Raw genomic sequence first — 12,970 nt, 5'->3', positions numbered from 1 at the left:
AAGGCTGACGTGGATTATCTTCCCCTTTTTGCAGACATCCGAAACAAACCGGTGCTGGTGGTTGGCGGCGGCGACGTAGCCGCGCGCAAAATCGAACTGCTGCGTCGCGCAGGCGCGCGGGTGCAGATTGCCGCACGCGAACTGTGTGAAGAGCTGACGGCGCTGCAGGAGAGCGGTGAAGTCGAGTGGATTGCTCGCGACTATCAGAGCGCCCAGCTCGACCTGGTCTATTTCGTGATTGCCGCCACCGACGACGGCGAACTGAACAGCCGCGTCTTTGACGATGCCAGCGAGCGCAGGCTGCTGGCTAACGTGGTCGATGACCAGCCTAAATGCTCTTTTATTTTCCCTTCTATTGTCGACCGGTCGCCGCTGGTCGTGGCTATTTCCTCCAGCGGCACGGCGCCCGTACTGGCGCGCCTGCTGCGTGAAAAGCTTGAGTCTCTGTTGCCCGCCCATCTGGGGCAGATGGCCGCGCTGGCCGGCAGCTGGCGCGACAGAGTAAAACAGCGGCTAAGCAAAATGTCAGAGCGCCGCCGCTTTTGGGAAAAGGCGTTTAACGGTCTTTTCGCCAGCCAGGTCGCCTCCGGCAATCTGACGGGCGCGGAACAGACGCTGGCTCGCCAGCTGGACGATCCGGAAGCGAGCCAGGGCGAAATCATCCTGGTGGGCGCGGGGCCTGGCGATGCGGGGTTGCTGACGCTGCGCGGGCTGCAGGTGATGCAGCAGGCGGACGTGGTGCTGTACGACCATCTGGTCAGCGACGAGGTGCTGGATTTAGTCCGACGCGACGCCGACCGCATCTGCGTGGGCAAGCGCGCCAGCGCGCACAGCGTGCCGCAGGAAGAGACTAACCGGATGCTGGTCGAGCTGGCGAAGAAGGGCAAGCGGGTTGTGCGCCTGAAGGGCGGCGATCCCTTTATTTTTGGTCGCGGCGGCGAAGAGCTTCAGGCGGCGGTTGAGGCGGGCATTCCATTTCAGGTGGTGCCGGGCGTGACCGCAGCGGCAGGCGCGACGGCCTATGCCGGCATTCCGCTGACGCATCGCGACCATGCGCAAAGCGTGCTGTTTATCACCGGCCATTGCCGGGCCGACGGCGAAGAGATGGACTGGCCATCGCTTGCCCGAGCGCGGCAGACGCTGGCTATTTATATGGGCACGGTAAAAGCCGCCGAAATCTCGGCGCAGCTTATTGCCCATGGCCGCGACGCGCAAACGCCGGTAGCGGTGATCGGGCGCGGCACGCGTCAGGATCAGCAGGTGCTGACCGGCACGCTACAGGAATTAGAACAACTGGCACAACGTGCGCCAACGCCCGCCCTGTTAGTGATAGGGGAAGTGGTCAACCTGCATCAGCAGCTGGCGTGGTTTCAACATTCAGCGCAGCGGGCGTCCGCCGTTGTGAATTTGGCTTGAGGAAAAGTTATGGATCAAAAACGACTCACCCACCTGCGTCAACTGGAAGCGGAAAGTATCCATATCATCCGTGAAGTGGCGGCAGAGTTCGGCAATCCGGTCATGATGTACTCTATCGGCAAAGACTCTTCGGTGATGCTGCACCTGGCGCGTAAAGCGTTCTATCCGGGCACGCTGCCTTTCCCGCTGCTGCACGTGGATACCGGCTGGAAATTTCGTGAAATGTACGAATTCCGCGACCGTACGGTAAAAGAGATTGGCGCCGAGCTGCTGGTGCATAAAAACCCGGAAGGCGTGGCGATGGGCATCAATCCCTTCGTGCACGGCAGCGCCAAGCACACCGACATTATGAAAACCGAAGGGCTGAAGCAGGCGCTGAACAAATACGGCTTTGATGCCGCGTTCGGCGGCGCGCGTCGCGACGAGGAAAAATCCCGCGCGAAAGAGCGTATCTACTCCTTCCGTGACCGTTTCCACCGCTGGGATCCGAAAAACCAGCGTCCTGAGCTGTGGCACAACTACAACGGCCAGATCAATAAAGGCGAAAGCATTCGCGTTTTCCCGCTCTCTAACTGGACCGAGCTGGATATCTGGCAATATATCTTCCTGGAAAATATCGACATTGTTCCACTGTATCTGGCCGCTAAGCGTCCGGTACTGGAACGCGACGGCATGTTGATGATGATTGACGACGACCGTATCGATTTACAGCCTGGCGAGAAGATTGAGGAGCGGATGGTGCGTTTCCGTACGCTGGGCTGCTGGCCGCTAACCGGCGCGGTGGAATCTGAAGCGCAGACGCTGCCTTCGATCATCGAAGAGATGCTGGTTTCAACCACCAGCGAACGTCAGGGGCGCGTGATCGACCGCGATCAGTCCGGCTCGATGGAGCTGAAGAAACGCCAGGGTTATTTCTAAGGAGCCGAGATGAACAACGTCATTGCACAACAAATTGCCGACCAGGGCGGCGTGGAAGCCTGGCTGCACGCTCAGCAGCACAAAAGCCTGCTGCGTTTTCTGACCTGCGGCAGCGTCGACGACGGCAAAAGCACGCTGATTGGCCGCCTGCTGCACGACACGCGCCAGATTTATGAAGATCAGCTCTCTTCGCTGCACAACGACAGCAAGCGTCACGGTACCCAGGGCGAGAAACTGGATCTGGCGCTGCTGGTGGACGGCCTGCAGGCCGAGCGGGAACAGGGCATCACCATCGACGTGGCCTACCGCTATTTCTCCACTGAAAAGCGCAAATTTATTATTGCCGACACGCCGGGGCACGAGCAGTACACCCGCAATATGGCGACAGGCGCATCAACCTGCGACCTGGCCATTCTGCTGATCGACGCCCGTAAAGGCGTGCTGGATCAGACGCGTCGTCACAGCTTTATCTCCACGCTGCTGGGCATCAAGCACCTGGTGGTGGCTATTAATAAGATGGATCTGGTCGAGTACAGCGAAGAGAAGTTCGAGCAAATCAAACAGGACTATCTGGATTTTGCCGAACAGCTGCCGAACGATCTGGATATCCGCTTTGTGCCGCTGTCGGCGCTGGAAGGGGAAAACGTCGCTTCCGCGAGCGAGGCGATGGGCTGGTACACCGGTCCGACGCTGCTGGACGTGTTGGAAACCGTCGAGGTCAAGCGCGTGGTGGAACAGCAGCCGATGCGCTTCCCGGTGCAGTACGTCAACCGACCTAACCTGGATTTCCGCGGCTATGCGGGCACCCTGGCGTCGGGAACGGTACAGGTCGGCCAGCGCGTGAAGGTGCTGCCATCCGGCGTGGAATCTTCCATCGCCCGCATCGTGACCTTTGACGGCGATTTGCAGGCAGCGCAGGCCGGCGAAGCGATTACGCTGGTGCTGAAGGACGAAATCGATATCAGCCGCGGCGATCTGCTGGTAGATGCCAGTACAGAGCTGAAGCCCGTGCAGGCCGCCAGCGTGGACGTGGTATGGATGGCGGAACAGCCACTGGCGCCGGGTCAGAGCTTCGATATTAAAATCGCCGGCAAGAAAACCCGCGCGCGCGTCGAAAAAATTCAGTATCAGGTGGAAATCAACAGCCTGGCCCAGCGTCAGGTGGAAAACCTGCCGCTGAACGGCATCGGTCTGGTGGATCTGACCTTTGACGAGCCGATGGTGCTGGATAAATACCAGCAGAATCCGGTTACCGGCGGCATGATCTTTATTGACCGTCTGAGCAACGTTACCGTCGGCGCAGGCATGATCCGCGAACCGAACGAGGAAGCGGCGCAGGCGACCGGTGATTTCAGCGCTTTTGAACTGGAATTTAACGCGCTGGTGCGTCGCCACTTCCCGCACTGGGGCGCTCGCGATATTTCAGGCGGTCAATAATGGCCGCTCACGATGAAAACGTCGTCTGGCATGCGCACGCGGTAACGCGTGCGGAGCGCGAGCAGCTGCACGGTCATCAGGGCGCGGTGCTGTGGTTTACGGGGCTTTCCGGCTCCGGTAAATCCACCGTGGCGGGCGCGCTGGAGCAGGCGCTGCATCAGCTTGGCGTCAGCACCTATCTGCTGGATGGCGACAACGTGCGTCACGGCCTCTGCCGCGATCTGGGCTTCAGCGACGCCGATCGTAAAGAGAATATCCGGCGCGTCGGCGAAGTCGCAAAGCTGATGGTCGATGCGGGCCTGATCGTTCTGAGCGCCTTTATCTCTCCGCATCGGGAAGAGCGGCAGATGGTGCGCGACATGGTTGGGGAAGGGCGCTTTATTGAAGTCTTTGTCGACACGCCGCTGGCTATCTGCGAAGCGCGCGATCCCAAAGGCCTGTATAAAAAAGCGCGGGCCGGCGAGCTGCGTAATTTCACCGGCATTGACGCCGTTTATGAAGCGCCGGAACGTCCGGAAATCCGCCTGGATGGCGAACAATTGGTAACAAATTTACGGGTTCAAGTGTTAGATCTGCTGCGTGACCGCGATATTATCAAAGCCTGAGATAGCCGCGGCAAAACGCCTCAGAGCGGGCCGTATTACGCGTCAACAGGATACTTATGCATAACGTTACGCCCATGCTGGCCCGCAAAGATGACGGTCAGGAAGAGTCTTCCTGGTCGTTTCCCGGTGGAGTGGCAGGCTTTGCCTGCTACTGGTTCGCGCTCGCGATCCCTTTTATGCTTTACGGCTCTAACACGCTGTTCTTCTTCCTCTATACCTGGCCCTTCTTTCTCGCGCTGCTGCCCGTTTCCGTTCTGGTCGGTATTATCGCCAGCGTGCTGCTGCGCGGCCATCTGATTTGGACGCTCCTGCTCACCGTCGTGGTGGTTATAGGCCTTTTCTGGCTGCTGTTTACGCTGCTGAGCGGTTGGTAATCGCCCTCATTGTGGTAAGGTTTGCCCGCCCGTGGGCAAAATCTGATGTCTGAATGCGCCCGGTGGTAACAGAAGGTTGCCTGACGACGCTGTTTAGCCCCGTGGAACGCTCACCGATTCGCCAAACGGCGGCTATTTCAAGGCCGCAGTGGAGTCGGGAGAAAAGTTATGGGATGATTGAGCCGTTTTTCAGGGGGCGGGGATGGGAAAACTTACGCTGCTGTTACTTGTACTACTCGGCTGGCTGCAATATTCGCTCTGGCTGGGCAAGAACGGCCTACATGACTATACGCGCGTTAACGACGATGTTGCGGTGCAGCAGAGCAGTAACGCCAAATTAAAAGCGCGCAACGATCGGCTGTTTGCGGAAATCGATGACCTGAATGGCGGTTCCGAAGCTATCGAAGAACGCGCGCGCAATGAGCTGGGCATGATCAAGCCCGGTGAGACCTTCTATCGCCTTGTGCCGGATCGCAGTAAAAACGCGCAGGCCAATCAACAACGATAAAACATGACTATCGCAGGTACTGAGGTGATTGCCGTTGTGCCCGCTGCCGGTGTCGGCAGCCGGATGCAGGCGGCCTGTCCTAAGCAATATCTTCGCATTAACGGCAAGAGCGTGCTTGAGCACGCCATTGACGGCCTGCTGGCGCATCCGCAGGTCAATCAGATTATCGTGGCTATCACGCCAGAAGATCCCTGGTTCTTTACGCTGCCGGTCGCTAAGGATCCTCGCGTGCGCTGGGTCGCCGGCGGCAAAGAACGAGCCGACTCGGTGCTGGCCGGTCTGCAAGCCGCGCCAGAGGCCCGTTGGGTGCTGGTGCACGACGCGGCGCGTCCCTGTCTGCATCCCGACGATTTACACCGCCTGCTGGCGATTACCGCGACCAGCCGCATCGGCGGCATTTTGGCCGCGCCCGTGCGTGACACCATGAAGCGCGCGGAACCCGGCTCGCCGGCAATTGCCCATACGGTGGAGCGGGAGGCGCTCTGGCACGCGCTGACGCCGCAGCTGTTTCCGCTGGAGCTGCTGCGTAGCTGTCTGCAGCGGGCGCTGCAGGAAGGTGCGTCCATCACGGACGAGGCCTCCGCGCTGGAATATTGCGGCTATCATCCCGAACTGATCGTCGGCCGCAGCGACAATATCAAGGTGACGCGACCGGAAGATCTGGCGCTGGCCGCTTTTTACCTGACTCAATTACATAATAAGGAGAGCGCATAATGCGTATCGGCCACGGTTTTGATGTACACGCGTTTGGCGGCGAAGGCCCGCTGATTATTGGCGGCGTGCGAATTCCTTATGAGAAAGGGCTGCTGGCCCATTCCGACGGCGACGTGGCGCTTCATGCGCTGACCGATGCGCTGCTGGGCGCGGCGGCGCTGGGCGATATCGGCAAGCTTTTCCCCGATACCGACGCGGCTTATAAAGGGGCAGACAGCCGCGAGCTGCTGCGTGAAGCCTGGCGCCAGATTGAGAAAAAAGGCTATCGCGTTGGTAACGTTGACGTGACTATTATCGCCCAGGCACCGAAGATGCTGCCGCACGTACCGCAGATGCGCATTCATATCGCGGAAGATCTGGGCATCCATATGGACTGCGTCAATGTGAAAGCGACCACCACTGAAAAGCTGGGCTTTACCGGCCGTGGCGAAGGCATCGCCTGTGAAGCCGTTGCGCTGCTGATCAAGGCTGACGCTTAATGACCGCCTGGCTTTATGGGCAGCCCGCCGCCAGCGGCGTGGTCAAAGCGAACCCGGAAGATTTCGTGGTGATCGAAGATCTGGGCTACCGTCCGGACGGCGACGGTGAGCAGGTGCTGGTGCGCATTCGTAAAAACGGCTGCAATACCCGCTTTGTGGCCGAGGCGCTGGCAAAGTTCGCTAAAATTCATCCGCGCGACGTCAGCTTTGCCGGCATGAAAGATCGTCACGCCGTGACCGAGCAGTGGTTCTGCCTGCGCGTGCCCGGCAAAGAGACGCCGGATTTTACCGCTTTTCAGCTGGAAGGCTGTGAAGTGCTGGAGAGCGCGCGGCATCGTCGTAAGCTGCGTACCGGCGCGCTACAGGGCAATGCCTTTACGCTTATCCTGCGTCAGATTTCCGACCAGGCGTCCGTTGAGCAGCGTCTGCAGCAGATAGCGCAGGGCGGTTTCCCGAACTATTTTGGCGAGCAGCGCTTTGGCCATGCCAACAACAACCTGATTATGGCGCAGCGCTGGGCGGCGGATGAGATCCGCGTGCGCGAGCGCAACAAGCGCAGCTTTTTACTTTCCGCCGCGCGCAGCGCGCTGTTTAATCAGGTCGTCAGCGATCGCCTGAGTAAAATGGGATCGCTGACCCGCGTGATGCCGGGCGATGCATTGCAGCTTACCGGACGCGGCAGCTGGTTTGTGGCCGCCGAAGAAGAGCTGCCTGGGCTGCAGGCGCGCACGGAGAATAACGAGCTGCGCGTGACGGCACCGCTGCCGGGCAGCGGCGATCCGGGCACCCAGGGCGAGGCGCTGGCGTTTGAGCAGCAAAGCCTGGCGCACGAAACGGCGCTGATTGCGCTGCTGGCGCGCGAGCGCGTAGAGGCGGCTCGCCGCGCCGCGCTGGTGGTGCCGCGTGATTTGCGCTGGAGCTGGTGGGATGATGTCACCGTCGAGCTTTCCTTCTGGCTGCCGGCGGGCAGTTTTGCCACCAGCCTGGTGCGCGAACTGCTTAACCAGCCGGACGGCGAGGCGGACGTAGCGGAATAGGCGCAAAAGGCGCGCCCCGGCGGCGGTCGGGGATGATATGATACCCAACAGATTGAAAAGAAGGGGTTAAATTCCAGATGCGAATATTGCTGAGTAATGATGACGGTATCCACGCGCCGGGTATTCAGACGCTGGCGGCCGCGCTGCGCGAGTTTGCAGAGGTGCAGGTGGTGGCGCCGGATCGCAACCGCAGCGGCGCATCTAACTCGCTGACGCTGGAAACGCCGCTCCGTACCTTCAGCTATCCCAACGGCGATATTGCGGTACAGATGGGCACGCCAACCGACTGTGTCTATTTGGGCGTGAACGCGCTGATGCGCCCCAAACCGGATATCGTCGTTTCCGGCATTAATGCGGGAGCGAACCTGGGCGACGACGTCATCTATTCCGGCACCGTGGCGGCGGCGATGGAAGGGCGCCATCTGGGCCTGCCCGCGCTGGCCGTCTCGCTGGACGGGCATCAGCATTACGACACCGCCGCCGCCGTAACCTGTTCTCTGCTGCGGGCGCTGCAGCGCGAGCCGTTGCGCACCGGCCGGATCCTGAACATCAACGTGCCGGATTTACCGCTCAGCGAAATTAAAGGTATCCGCATGACCCGCTGCGGCAGCCGTCATCCCAGCGATCAGGCTATCCCGCTACAGGATCCGCGCGGCCATACGCTGTACTGGATTGGCCCGCCGGGTGAAAAGTTCGACGCCGGTCCCGATACGGACTTTGCCGCCGTCGAAGAAGGTTACGTGTCGGTAACCGCGCTGCATGTCGATCTCACCGCGCATGGCGCGCAGGAGGTCGTTGCTTCATGGTTAGCCAGTTCGGGAGTTGAAAACGAATGGTAAACCGCCGCATTGAAACGCTGCTGGACCAGCTGCGCCAGCAGGGTATTACGGATGAAGCCTTGCTGAAGGCGATTGAAGCGGTGCCGCGCGAGCGTTTCGTTGATGAAGCCTTCGAGCATAAAGCCTGGGACAATACGGCGCTGCCGATTGGCTCCGGGCAAACCATTTCCCAACCCTATATCGTGGCGAAAATGACCTCGCTGCTGGCGTTGAAACCCGAGTCGCGCGTGCTGGAGATCGGCACCGGTTCGGGCTATCAAACCGCTATCCTCGCGCATCTTGTCGGGCATGTTTGCTCCGTCGAACGTATCAAAGGCCTGCAATGGCAGGCGAAACGGCGGCTGAAGCAGCTCGATCTGCACAATGTTTCCACCCGTCACGGCGATGGCTGGCAGGGCTGGCCGGCGCGCGGCCCTTTCGATGCGATTATCGTTACCGCTGCGCCGCCGGAGATCCCTGTCGAGCTGATGAACCAGCTTGATGAGGGCGGCATCATGGTGCTGCCGGTCGGCGACGAACAGCAGCAGCTCAAGCGCATCACCCGTAAAAACGGCGAATTTCTGGTGGAAACCATTGAGCCGGTGCGATTTGTGCCGCTGGTGCAGGGCGATCTGGCCTGAGCGCCCGGCCAATTGTACGCATCTGTTAATGGCTTCTATCTGTTAATGGCACGTGACGGCCGATATTGTTACTATTCAGTCTATTCAGAATTTAATGCTGCTGGCGCAGGTTTAGCCGAGCGCGGCCGCACAGTTTTGCCGTAGCGGGGGATATAAATGAGCACGGGAAGCCCGGTAGTAAAATTACGCCGTATTGCGGCGGTTTCACTCGTTGGTTTTTGGTTAGCTGGCTGTTCCAGCGATAACGCACAGGCGCCAATCAGCTCGGTAGGCGGCAATGGCAGCGCCAACAGCGGCGGGGGATTAATCAGCCAGCCACCGCCGATCGTTTCCGGTTCTGGCCGCGCCGCGCCCGCAGCGAGCGGCGGCAGAAGTGAAAATGTTGTTACGCAAAATGGGCGTATCATCTATAACCGCTCGTATGGGAATATTCCGAAAGGTAGCTACAGCGGCGAAACTTACACCGTTAAACGCGGCGATACGCTGTTCTATATTGCCTGGATTACCGGCAACGATTTCCGTGATTTAGCCGAACGAAATAACGTCTCTGCGCCTTACAGCCTCAATGTGGGCCAGCAGTTGCAGGTTAGTAACGGCTCCGGCGGCACCCTGACCGGCGGCAATGCCATCACCGCAGCGGATGCAACGGCGGGCGGCGTGCCCACTCAGCCGACCACTGCGCAAATGAAGAGCACAACGGTTGCACGTCAGCCGGTTATTACGTATTCTGAGGATTCAGGTAAACCAAGTGAAGGCAAAATGTTACCTTCAGCCGGTACAAATACTGTCGCAACGACGACAGCGCCGGTAAGTGCTCCGACCGTCAGCAGCACAACGAATAGCTCTACTCCGGTAGGCAGCTGGCGTTGGCCGACCGACGGGAAGATTATCGATAACTTTTCTGCTTCCGAAGGCGGCAACAAAGGTATCGATATCGCGGGATCGCGAGGACAGCCCGTCGTATCAACCGCCTCAGGGCGCGTTGTGTATGCCGGGAATGCGCTGCGCGGTTATGGCAACTTGATTATCATCAAACATAATGATGACTACCTGAGTGCATATGCCCATAACGACACGATGCTGGTCCGCGAGCAGCAGGAAGTAAAAGCGGGTCAGAAGATTGCGACAATGGGCAGTACCGGCACCAGTTCGGTTAGATTGCATTTTGAAATTCGTTACAAGGGGAAATCCGTAAACCCGTTGCGCTATTTGCCGCAGCGATAAACCGGCAGAACCCTGGTTGTTCTGCCCTGGGATCACGGGTAGGAGCCGCTAATGAGCCAGAATACGCTGAAAGTTAATGAGTTACATGAAGACGCGGAATTCGACGAAAACGGAGCTGAGATTTTTGATGAGAAGGCTCTTGTCGGAAATGAACCTGCTGATAACGATATAGCTGAAGAAGAGCTGTTGTCACAAGGCGCTACACAACGTGTTTTGGATGCGACGCAGCTCTACCTGGGGGAGATCGGTTATTCACCGCTCCTTACGGCAGAGGAAGAAGTTTTCTTCGCTCGTCGTGCTCTGCGTGGTGACATTCCGTCTCGTCGCCGCATGATTGAAAGTAACTTACGTCTGGTAGTGAAGATCGCCCGTCGTTACAGCAATCGTGGTCTGGCTTTGCTGGATCTGATTGAGGAAGGTAACCTGGGCCTGATCCGCGCGGTAGAGAAATTTGACCCTGAACGTGGGTTCCGTTTCTCTACTTACGCTACCTGGTGGATCCGTCAGACGATTGAACGGGCGATCATGAATCAAACCCGTACCATCCGTCTGCCAATCCACATTGTTAAAGAGCTGAACGTCTATCTGCGTACCGCCCGCGAACTGGCCCACAAGCTGGATCACGAGCCAAGCGCGGAAGAAATTGCCGAACAGCTGGACAAACCCGTTGATGACGTCAGCCGTATGCTGCGCCTCAACGAACGCATCACGTCAGTTGACACGCCGTTAGGCGGAGATTCTGAGAAAGCGCTGCTGGATATCCTGGCCGACGAGAAAGACAACGGTCCGGAAGATACCACCCAGGACGATGACATGAAGCAGAGCATCGTCAAATGGCTGTTCGAACTGAACGCCAAACAGCGTGAAGTGCTGGCGCGTCGTTTCGGCCTGTTAGGCTACGAAGCGGCAACGTTAGAAGATGTGGGTCGCGAAATCGGTCTGACCCGTGAACGTGTTCGCCAGATTCAGGTTGAAGGTCTTCGTCGTCTGCGGGAAATTCTGCAGGCTCAGGGACTGAACATTGAAGCCTTGTTTCGCGAATAATGCGGGCGCTTAAAGAGTGAAAGCGAAAAGCGGTGGTGCAAACCACCGCTTTTTTATTGCCTGTAAATCAGACAACTTCCTTAACTTTCTCTTTTGCGTCGGATTTCACATCCTGCATCGCATAGGTATCCATCACCGCGCCTTTATAAGCGCTCATCAACATCTGCATCGGCGTAACTTTGCCGGTCAACAGCCCTTGCGCCATGCCTTTTAGCGCGTCAAACGCGGTTTTCACGCCGCCCACGATGCCGCCTTTGATCACATCCCACGGATTGGTACTTTCTGCGCGACCCATCCCGGTCAGCACGTTGCTGAGTCCAGGAATAAAGGCCAGCGCCTTGCCCAGCTTCAGGCAAATGCCCTGAAAACCGCTTTTATTGGTGCCGTTCAGGTTGACCATTTCGTCGTTGGTGGTGGTTAAACGGCCGTCTTTTGGAAAGGCTTTATCCAGTCCCTGTTCCGCCACGTCTTTGACGATCGCCGCTTCCGTCCCGTGACGGGCATCGCCGCTTTTGGTAAGGCCTTCGATTTTGCCGTTAGTGGAGATTTTACCGCGATCGCCGCCTTCCCGGTTATCCAGCGCCTTAACGTTATTTAAAAAGTACGACATGTTTTTGGCGGCCAGCGCCCGGCTTTTCTCGTCCGGGTTATTGGCCGTCCAGTCGCCGAACTGCTTTTTCAGCTCGCTCTGCTTGATATCTTTCTGATTGCCCAGGTTTTTCAACACCGGGTTCTCGTTGATGATTTGATCGGCGGTGCGGTTGTCGCCATCCATGTTTTTAAACAGCGTGCTGCTGGAAGGCGGAACGCTGGTGTCCTTTTCGCTGGCTGGCATCGTCTGCCCGCCGGCGTTCGCATCGGCAGTGCCGGTTGCGCCTGTGGCCGTCGCACCCAGCGAAGAGAGCAGCTCCTTAAGCTGAGACAGCGCGCTGCTGAGTTGCGTATCGGTTGTGCTGCTGTTGCCGGACGACTGCTGGCTCTCCTGGCTTTGTTTAAGCAGTTTGGTAATGCTGTCGAGCAGCATTTGCAACTGCGACATCACGTTCTGCGTGTTGTTGGCCGAAGGGGAGCCGTTTTGCGCGCCGGTGCCTGAAGATTGCTGCTGCGCCAGCTGCTCCTTGAGCTTGCTCAGCTCCTCCTTGCCCTGCTTTAACAGCGAATCGATCAGCGTTTTATAATCGGCACTGAGCGAGGCCGTAGAGCTTTTCTGCGTAGTGGTGCCCTGCGCGCCGCCGTATTGCAACAGACTGGACTTTTCCGGTGCTGCGGCGAGGCTGCCGTTCTGCGCTTTACCCGGGCGCGCGGAGAACTGTCCCGCGTTAATCGCCTCGCTGTTTATCCCAACGGGATTCACTCTTAAATTCATGACACTCTCCACTGGATTAGATGAAATGACGCGGACAAAACGGCGCGATGCAGACCGCTAACGCTTTATCACTGTCATTACGTGGGAGAGAGGAGGGGGATAGTTCCATTGCAAAGAAAAGGCCCGCGTGAGGCGGGAGGTTGCTGATAAAATCATACTCTATCATTAGGTCGCGTTCGGGGCGGTGAAAAGCAGCAGAGGCAGAGCGGAACATGGACACGCCGTGAATACGTCCATGTAGGCTCGTTTCGCGCGTCCATGCGCGACCGCCTATCCGCTCAGCCTCTGCCGCTGTGAAGCTATTGTATTGCTGTAAAAACGGCAGTACACCCGCAGGCTTTTTAGTTTGTCATCAATCTGAGGCCCGCGTGAGGCGGGCCTGCGCTTAA

14 protein-coding genes are annotated in these 12,970 nt (G+C 58.3%); 13 read left to right on the top strand and 1 reads right to left on the bottom strand.

The window, feature by feature from the left end:
- The first annotated feature begins 9 nt into the window (after positions 1–9).
- The 13 genes from cysG to rpoS all read left to right on the top strand — a co-directional run bounded on the left by cysG (position 10) and on the right by rpoS (position 11,215).
- Positions 10–1,416 carry a siroheme synthase CysG gene (gene cysG / locus ACMGEE_RS08175; protein ID WP_253458876.1) on the top strand — a complete coding sequence of 469 codons (1,407 nt, stop codon included), beginning with the start codon at positions 10–12 and terminating at the stop codon, positions 1,414–1,416.
- A gap of 9 nt (positions 1,417–1,425) precedes the next feature.
- Complete coding sequence (gene cysD / locus ACMGEE_RS08170; RefSeq protein WP_253458879.1) at positions 1,426–2,334, top strand: sulfate adenylyltransferase subunit CysD; 909 nt, start codon at positions 1,426–1,428, stop codon at positions 2,332–2,334.
- 9 nt (positions 2,335–2,343) lie between these two features.
- On the top strand, positions 2,344–3,771 hold the full coding sequence (gene cysN / locus ACMGEE_RS08165; protein ID WP_253458881.1) for a sulfate adenylyltransferase subunit CysN: 1,428 nt from the start codon (positions 2,344–2,346) through the stop codon (positions 3,769–3,771).
- A complete protein-coding gene (gene cysC, locus ACMGEE_RS08160) occupies positions 3,771–4,376 on the top strand; it encodes an adenylyl-sulfate kinase (RefSeq protein WP_301252628.1) in 606 nt (201 codons plus the stop codon). Before cysN ends, cysC begins: the two co-directional genes overlap by 1 nt.
- Before the next feature lie 56 nt (positions 4,377–4,432).
- On the top strand, positions 4,433–4,750 hold the full coding sequence (locus tag ACMGEE_RS08155; RefSeq protein ID WP_253458885.1) for a DUF3561 family protein: 318 nt from the start codon (positions 4,433–4,435) through the stop codon (positions 4,748–4,750).
- 202 nt (positions 4,751–4,952) lie between these two features.
- Positions 4,953–5,258, top strand: coding sequence for a cell division protein FtsB (gene ftsB / locus ACMGEE_RS08150; protein WP_125287441.1), 306 nt, complete (start codon positions 4,953–4,955; stop codon positions 5,256–5,258).
- 3 nt (positions 5,259–5,261) lie between these two features.
- Positions 5,262–5,972, top strand: coding sequence for a 2-C-methyl-D-erythritol 4-phosphate cytidylyltransferase (ispD, locus tag ACMGEE_RS08145; protein WP_253458887.1), 711 nt, complete (start codon positions 5,262–5,264; stop codon positions 5,970–5,972).
- On the top strand, positions 5,972–6,451 hold the full coding sequence (ispF, locus tag ACMGEE_RS08140) for a 2-C-methyl-D-erythritol 2,4-cyclodiphosphate synthase (protein ID WP_125287443.1): 480 nt from the start codon (positions 5,972–5,974) through the stop codon (positions 6,449–6,451). The genes ispD and ispF overlap by 1 nt, the downstream gene beginning before the upstream one ends.
- Complete coding sequence (truD, locus tag ACMGEE_RS08135) at positions 6,451–7,488, top strand: tRNA pseudouridine(13) synthase TruD (RefSeq protein ID WP_436829876.1); 1,038 nt, start codon at positions 6,451–6,453, stop codon at positions 7,486–7,488. The genes ispF and truD overlap by 1 nt, the downstream gene beginning before the upstream one ends.
- A 77-nt stretch (positions 7,489–7,565) precedes the next feature.
- Positions 7,566–8,327, top strand: a complete 762-nt coding sequence (surE, locus tag ACMGEE_RS08130) for a 5'/3'-nucleotidase SurE (RefSeq protein WP_125287445.1) — start codon at positions 7,566–7,568, stop codon at positions 8,325–8,327.
- Positions 8,321–8,947: a protein-L-isoaspartate(D-aspartate) O-methyltransferase gene (locus ACMGEE_RS08125; protein WP_125287446.1), complete on the top strand. Its 627-nt coding sequence runs from the start codon at positions 8,321–8,323 to the stop codon at positions 8,945–8,947. The genes surE and ACMGEE_RS08125 overlap by 7 nt, the downstream gene beginning before the upstream one ends.
- 156 nt (positions 8,948–9,103) lie before the next feature.
- On the top strand, positions 9,104–10,171 hold the full coding sequence (gene nlpD / locus ACMGEE_RS08120) for a murein hydrolase activator NlpD (RefSeq protein WP_253458892.1): 1,068 nt from the start codon (positions 9,104–9,106) through the stop codon (positions 10,169–10,171).
- Between the two features lie 51 nt (positions 10,172–10,222).
- Positions 10,223–11,215, top strand: coding sequence for an RNA polymerase sigma factor RpoS (rpoS, locus tag ACMGEE_RS08115; protein WP_125287448.1), 993 nt, complete (start codon positions 10,223–10,225; stop codon positions 11,213–11,215).
- Between the two features lie 67 nt (positions 11,216–11,282).
- Here rpoS and ACMGEE_RS08110 read toward each other — a convergent pair whose 3' ends face one another.
- The gene (locus ACMGEE_RS08110; RefSeq protein WP_301730125.1) at positions 11,283–12,581 is read right to left on the bottom strand and encodes a hypothetical protein; all 1,299 of its coding nucleotides are present in this window, start codon (positions 12,579–12,581) and stop codon (positions 11,283–11,285) included.
- Between the last annotated feature and the right edge of the window lie 389 nt (positions 12,582–12,970).

Origin of the sequence: Erwinia artemisiae (genome assembly GCF_051400835.1) — a bacterium.
GTDB classification, from domain to species: Bacteria; Pseudomonadota; Gammaproteobacteria; order Enterobacterales; family Enterobacteriaceae; genus Erwinia; species Erwinia aeris.
This window is presented reverse-complemented; position numbering and strand designations above follow the sequence as displayed.

Bases quoted from the DNA above. Each gene is read 5' to 3' on its own strand.
- ACMGEE_RS08110 (WP_301730125.1), bottom strand. From the start codon at position 12,581: ATGAATTTAAGAGTGAATCCCGTTGGGATAAACAGCGAGGCGATTAAC.
- cysC (WP_301252628.1), top strand. From the start codon at position 3,771: ATGGCCGCTCACGATGAAAACGTCGTCTGGCATGCGCACGCGGTAACG.
- cysN (WP_253458881.1), top strand. From the start codon at position 2,344: ATGAACAACGTCATTGCACAACAAATTGCCGACCAGGGCGGCGTGGAA.
- nlpD (WP_253458892.1), top strand. From the start codon at position 9,104: ATGAGCACGGGAAGCCCGGTAGTAAAATTACGCCGTATTGCGGCGGTT.
- ispD (WP_253458887.1), top strand. From the start codon at position 5,262: ATGACTATCGCAGGTACTGAGGTGATTGCCGTTGTGCCCGCTGCCGGT.
- ACMGEE_RS08155 (WP_253458885.1), top strand. From the start codon at position 4,433: ATGCATAACGTTACGCCCATGCTGGCCCGCAAAGATGACGGTCAGGAA.
- cysD (WP_253458879.1), top strand. From the start codon at position 1,426: ATGGATCAAAAACGACTCACCCACCTGCGTCAACTGGAAGCGGAAAGT.
- ftsB (WP_125287441.1), top strand. From the start codon at position 4,953: ATGGGAAAACTTACGCTGCTGTTACTTGTACTACTCGGCTGGCTGCAA.
- surE (WP_125287445.1), top strand. From the start codon at position 7,566: ATGCGAATATTGCTGAGTAATGATGACGGTATCCACGCGCCGGGTATT.
- ispF (WP_125287443.1), top strand. From the start codon at position 5,972: ATGCGTATCGGCCACGGTTTTGATGTACACGCGTTTGGCGGCGAAGGC.
- truD (WP_436829876.1), top strand. From the start codon at position 6,451: ATGACCGCCTGGCTTTATGGGCAGCCCGCCGCCAGCGGCGTGGTCAAA.
- rpoS (WP_125287448.1), top strand. From the start codon at position 10,223: ATGAGCCAGAATACGCTGAAAGTTAATGAGTTACATGAAGACGCGGAA.
- ACMGEE_RS08125 (WP_125287446.1), top strand. From the start codon at position 8,321: ATGGTAAACCGCCGCATTGAAACGCTGCTGGACCAGCTGCGCCAGCAG.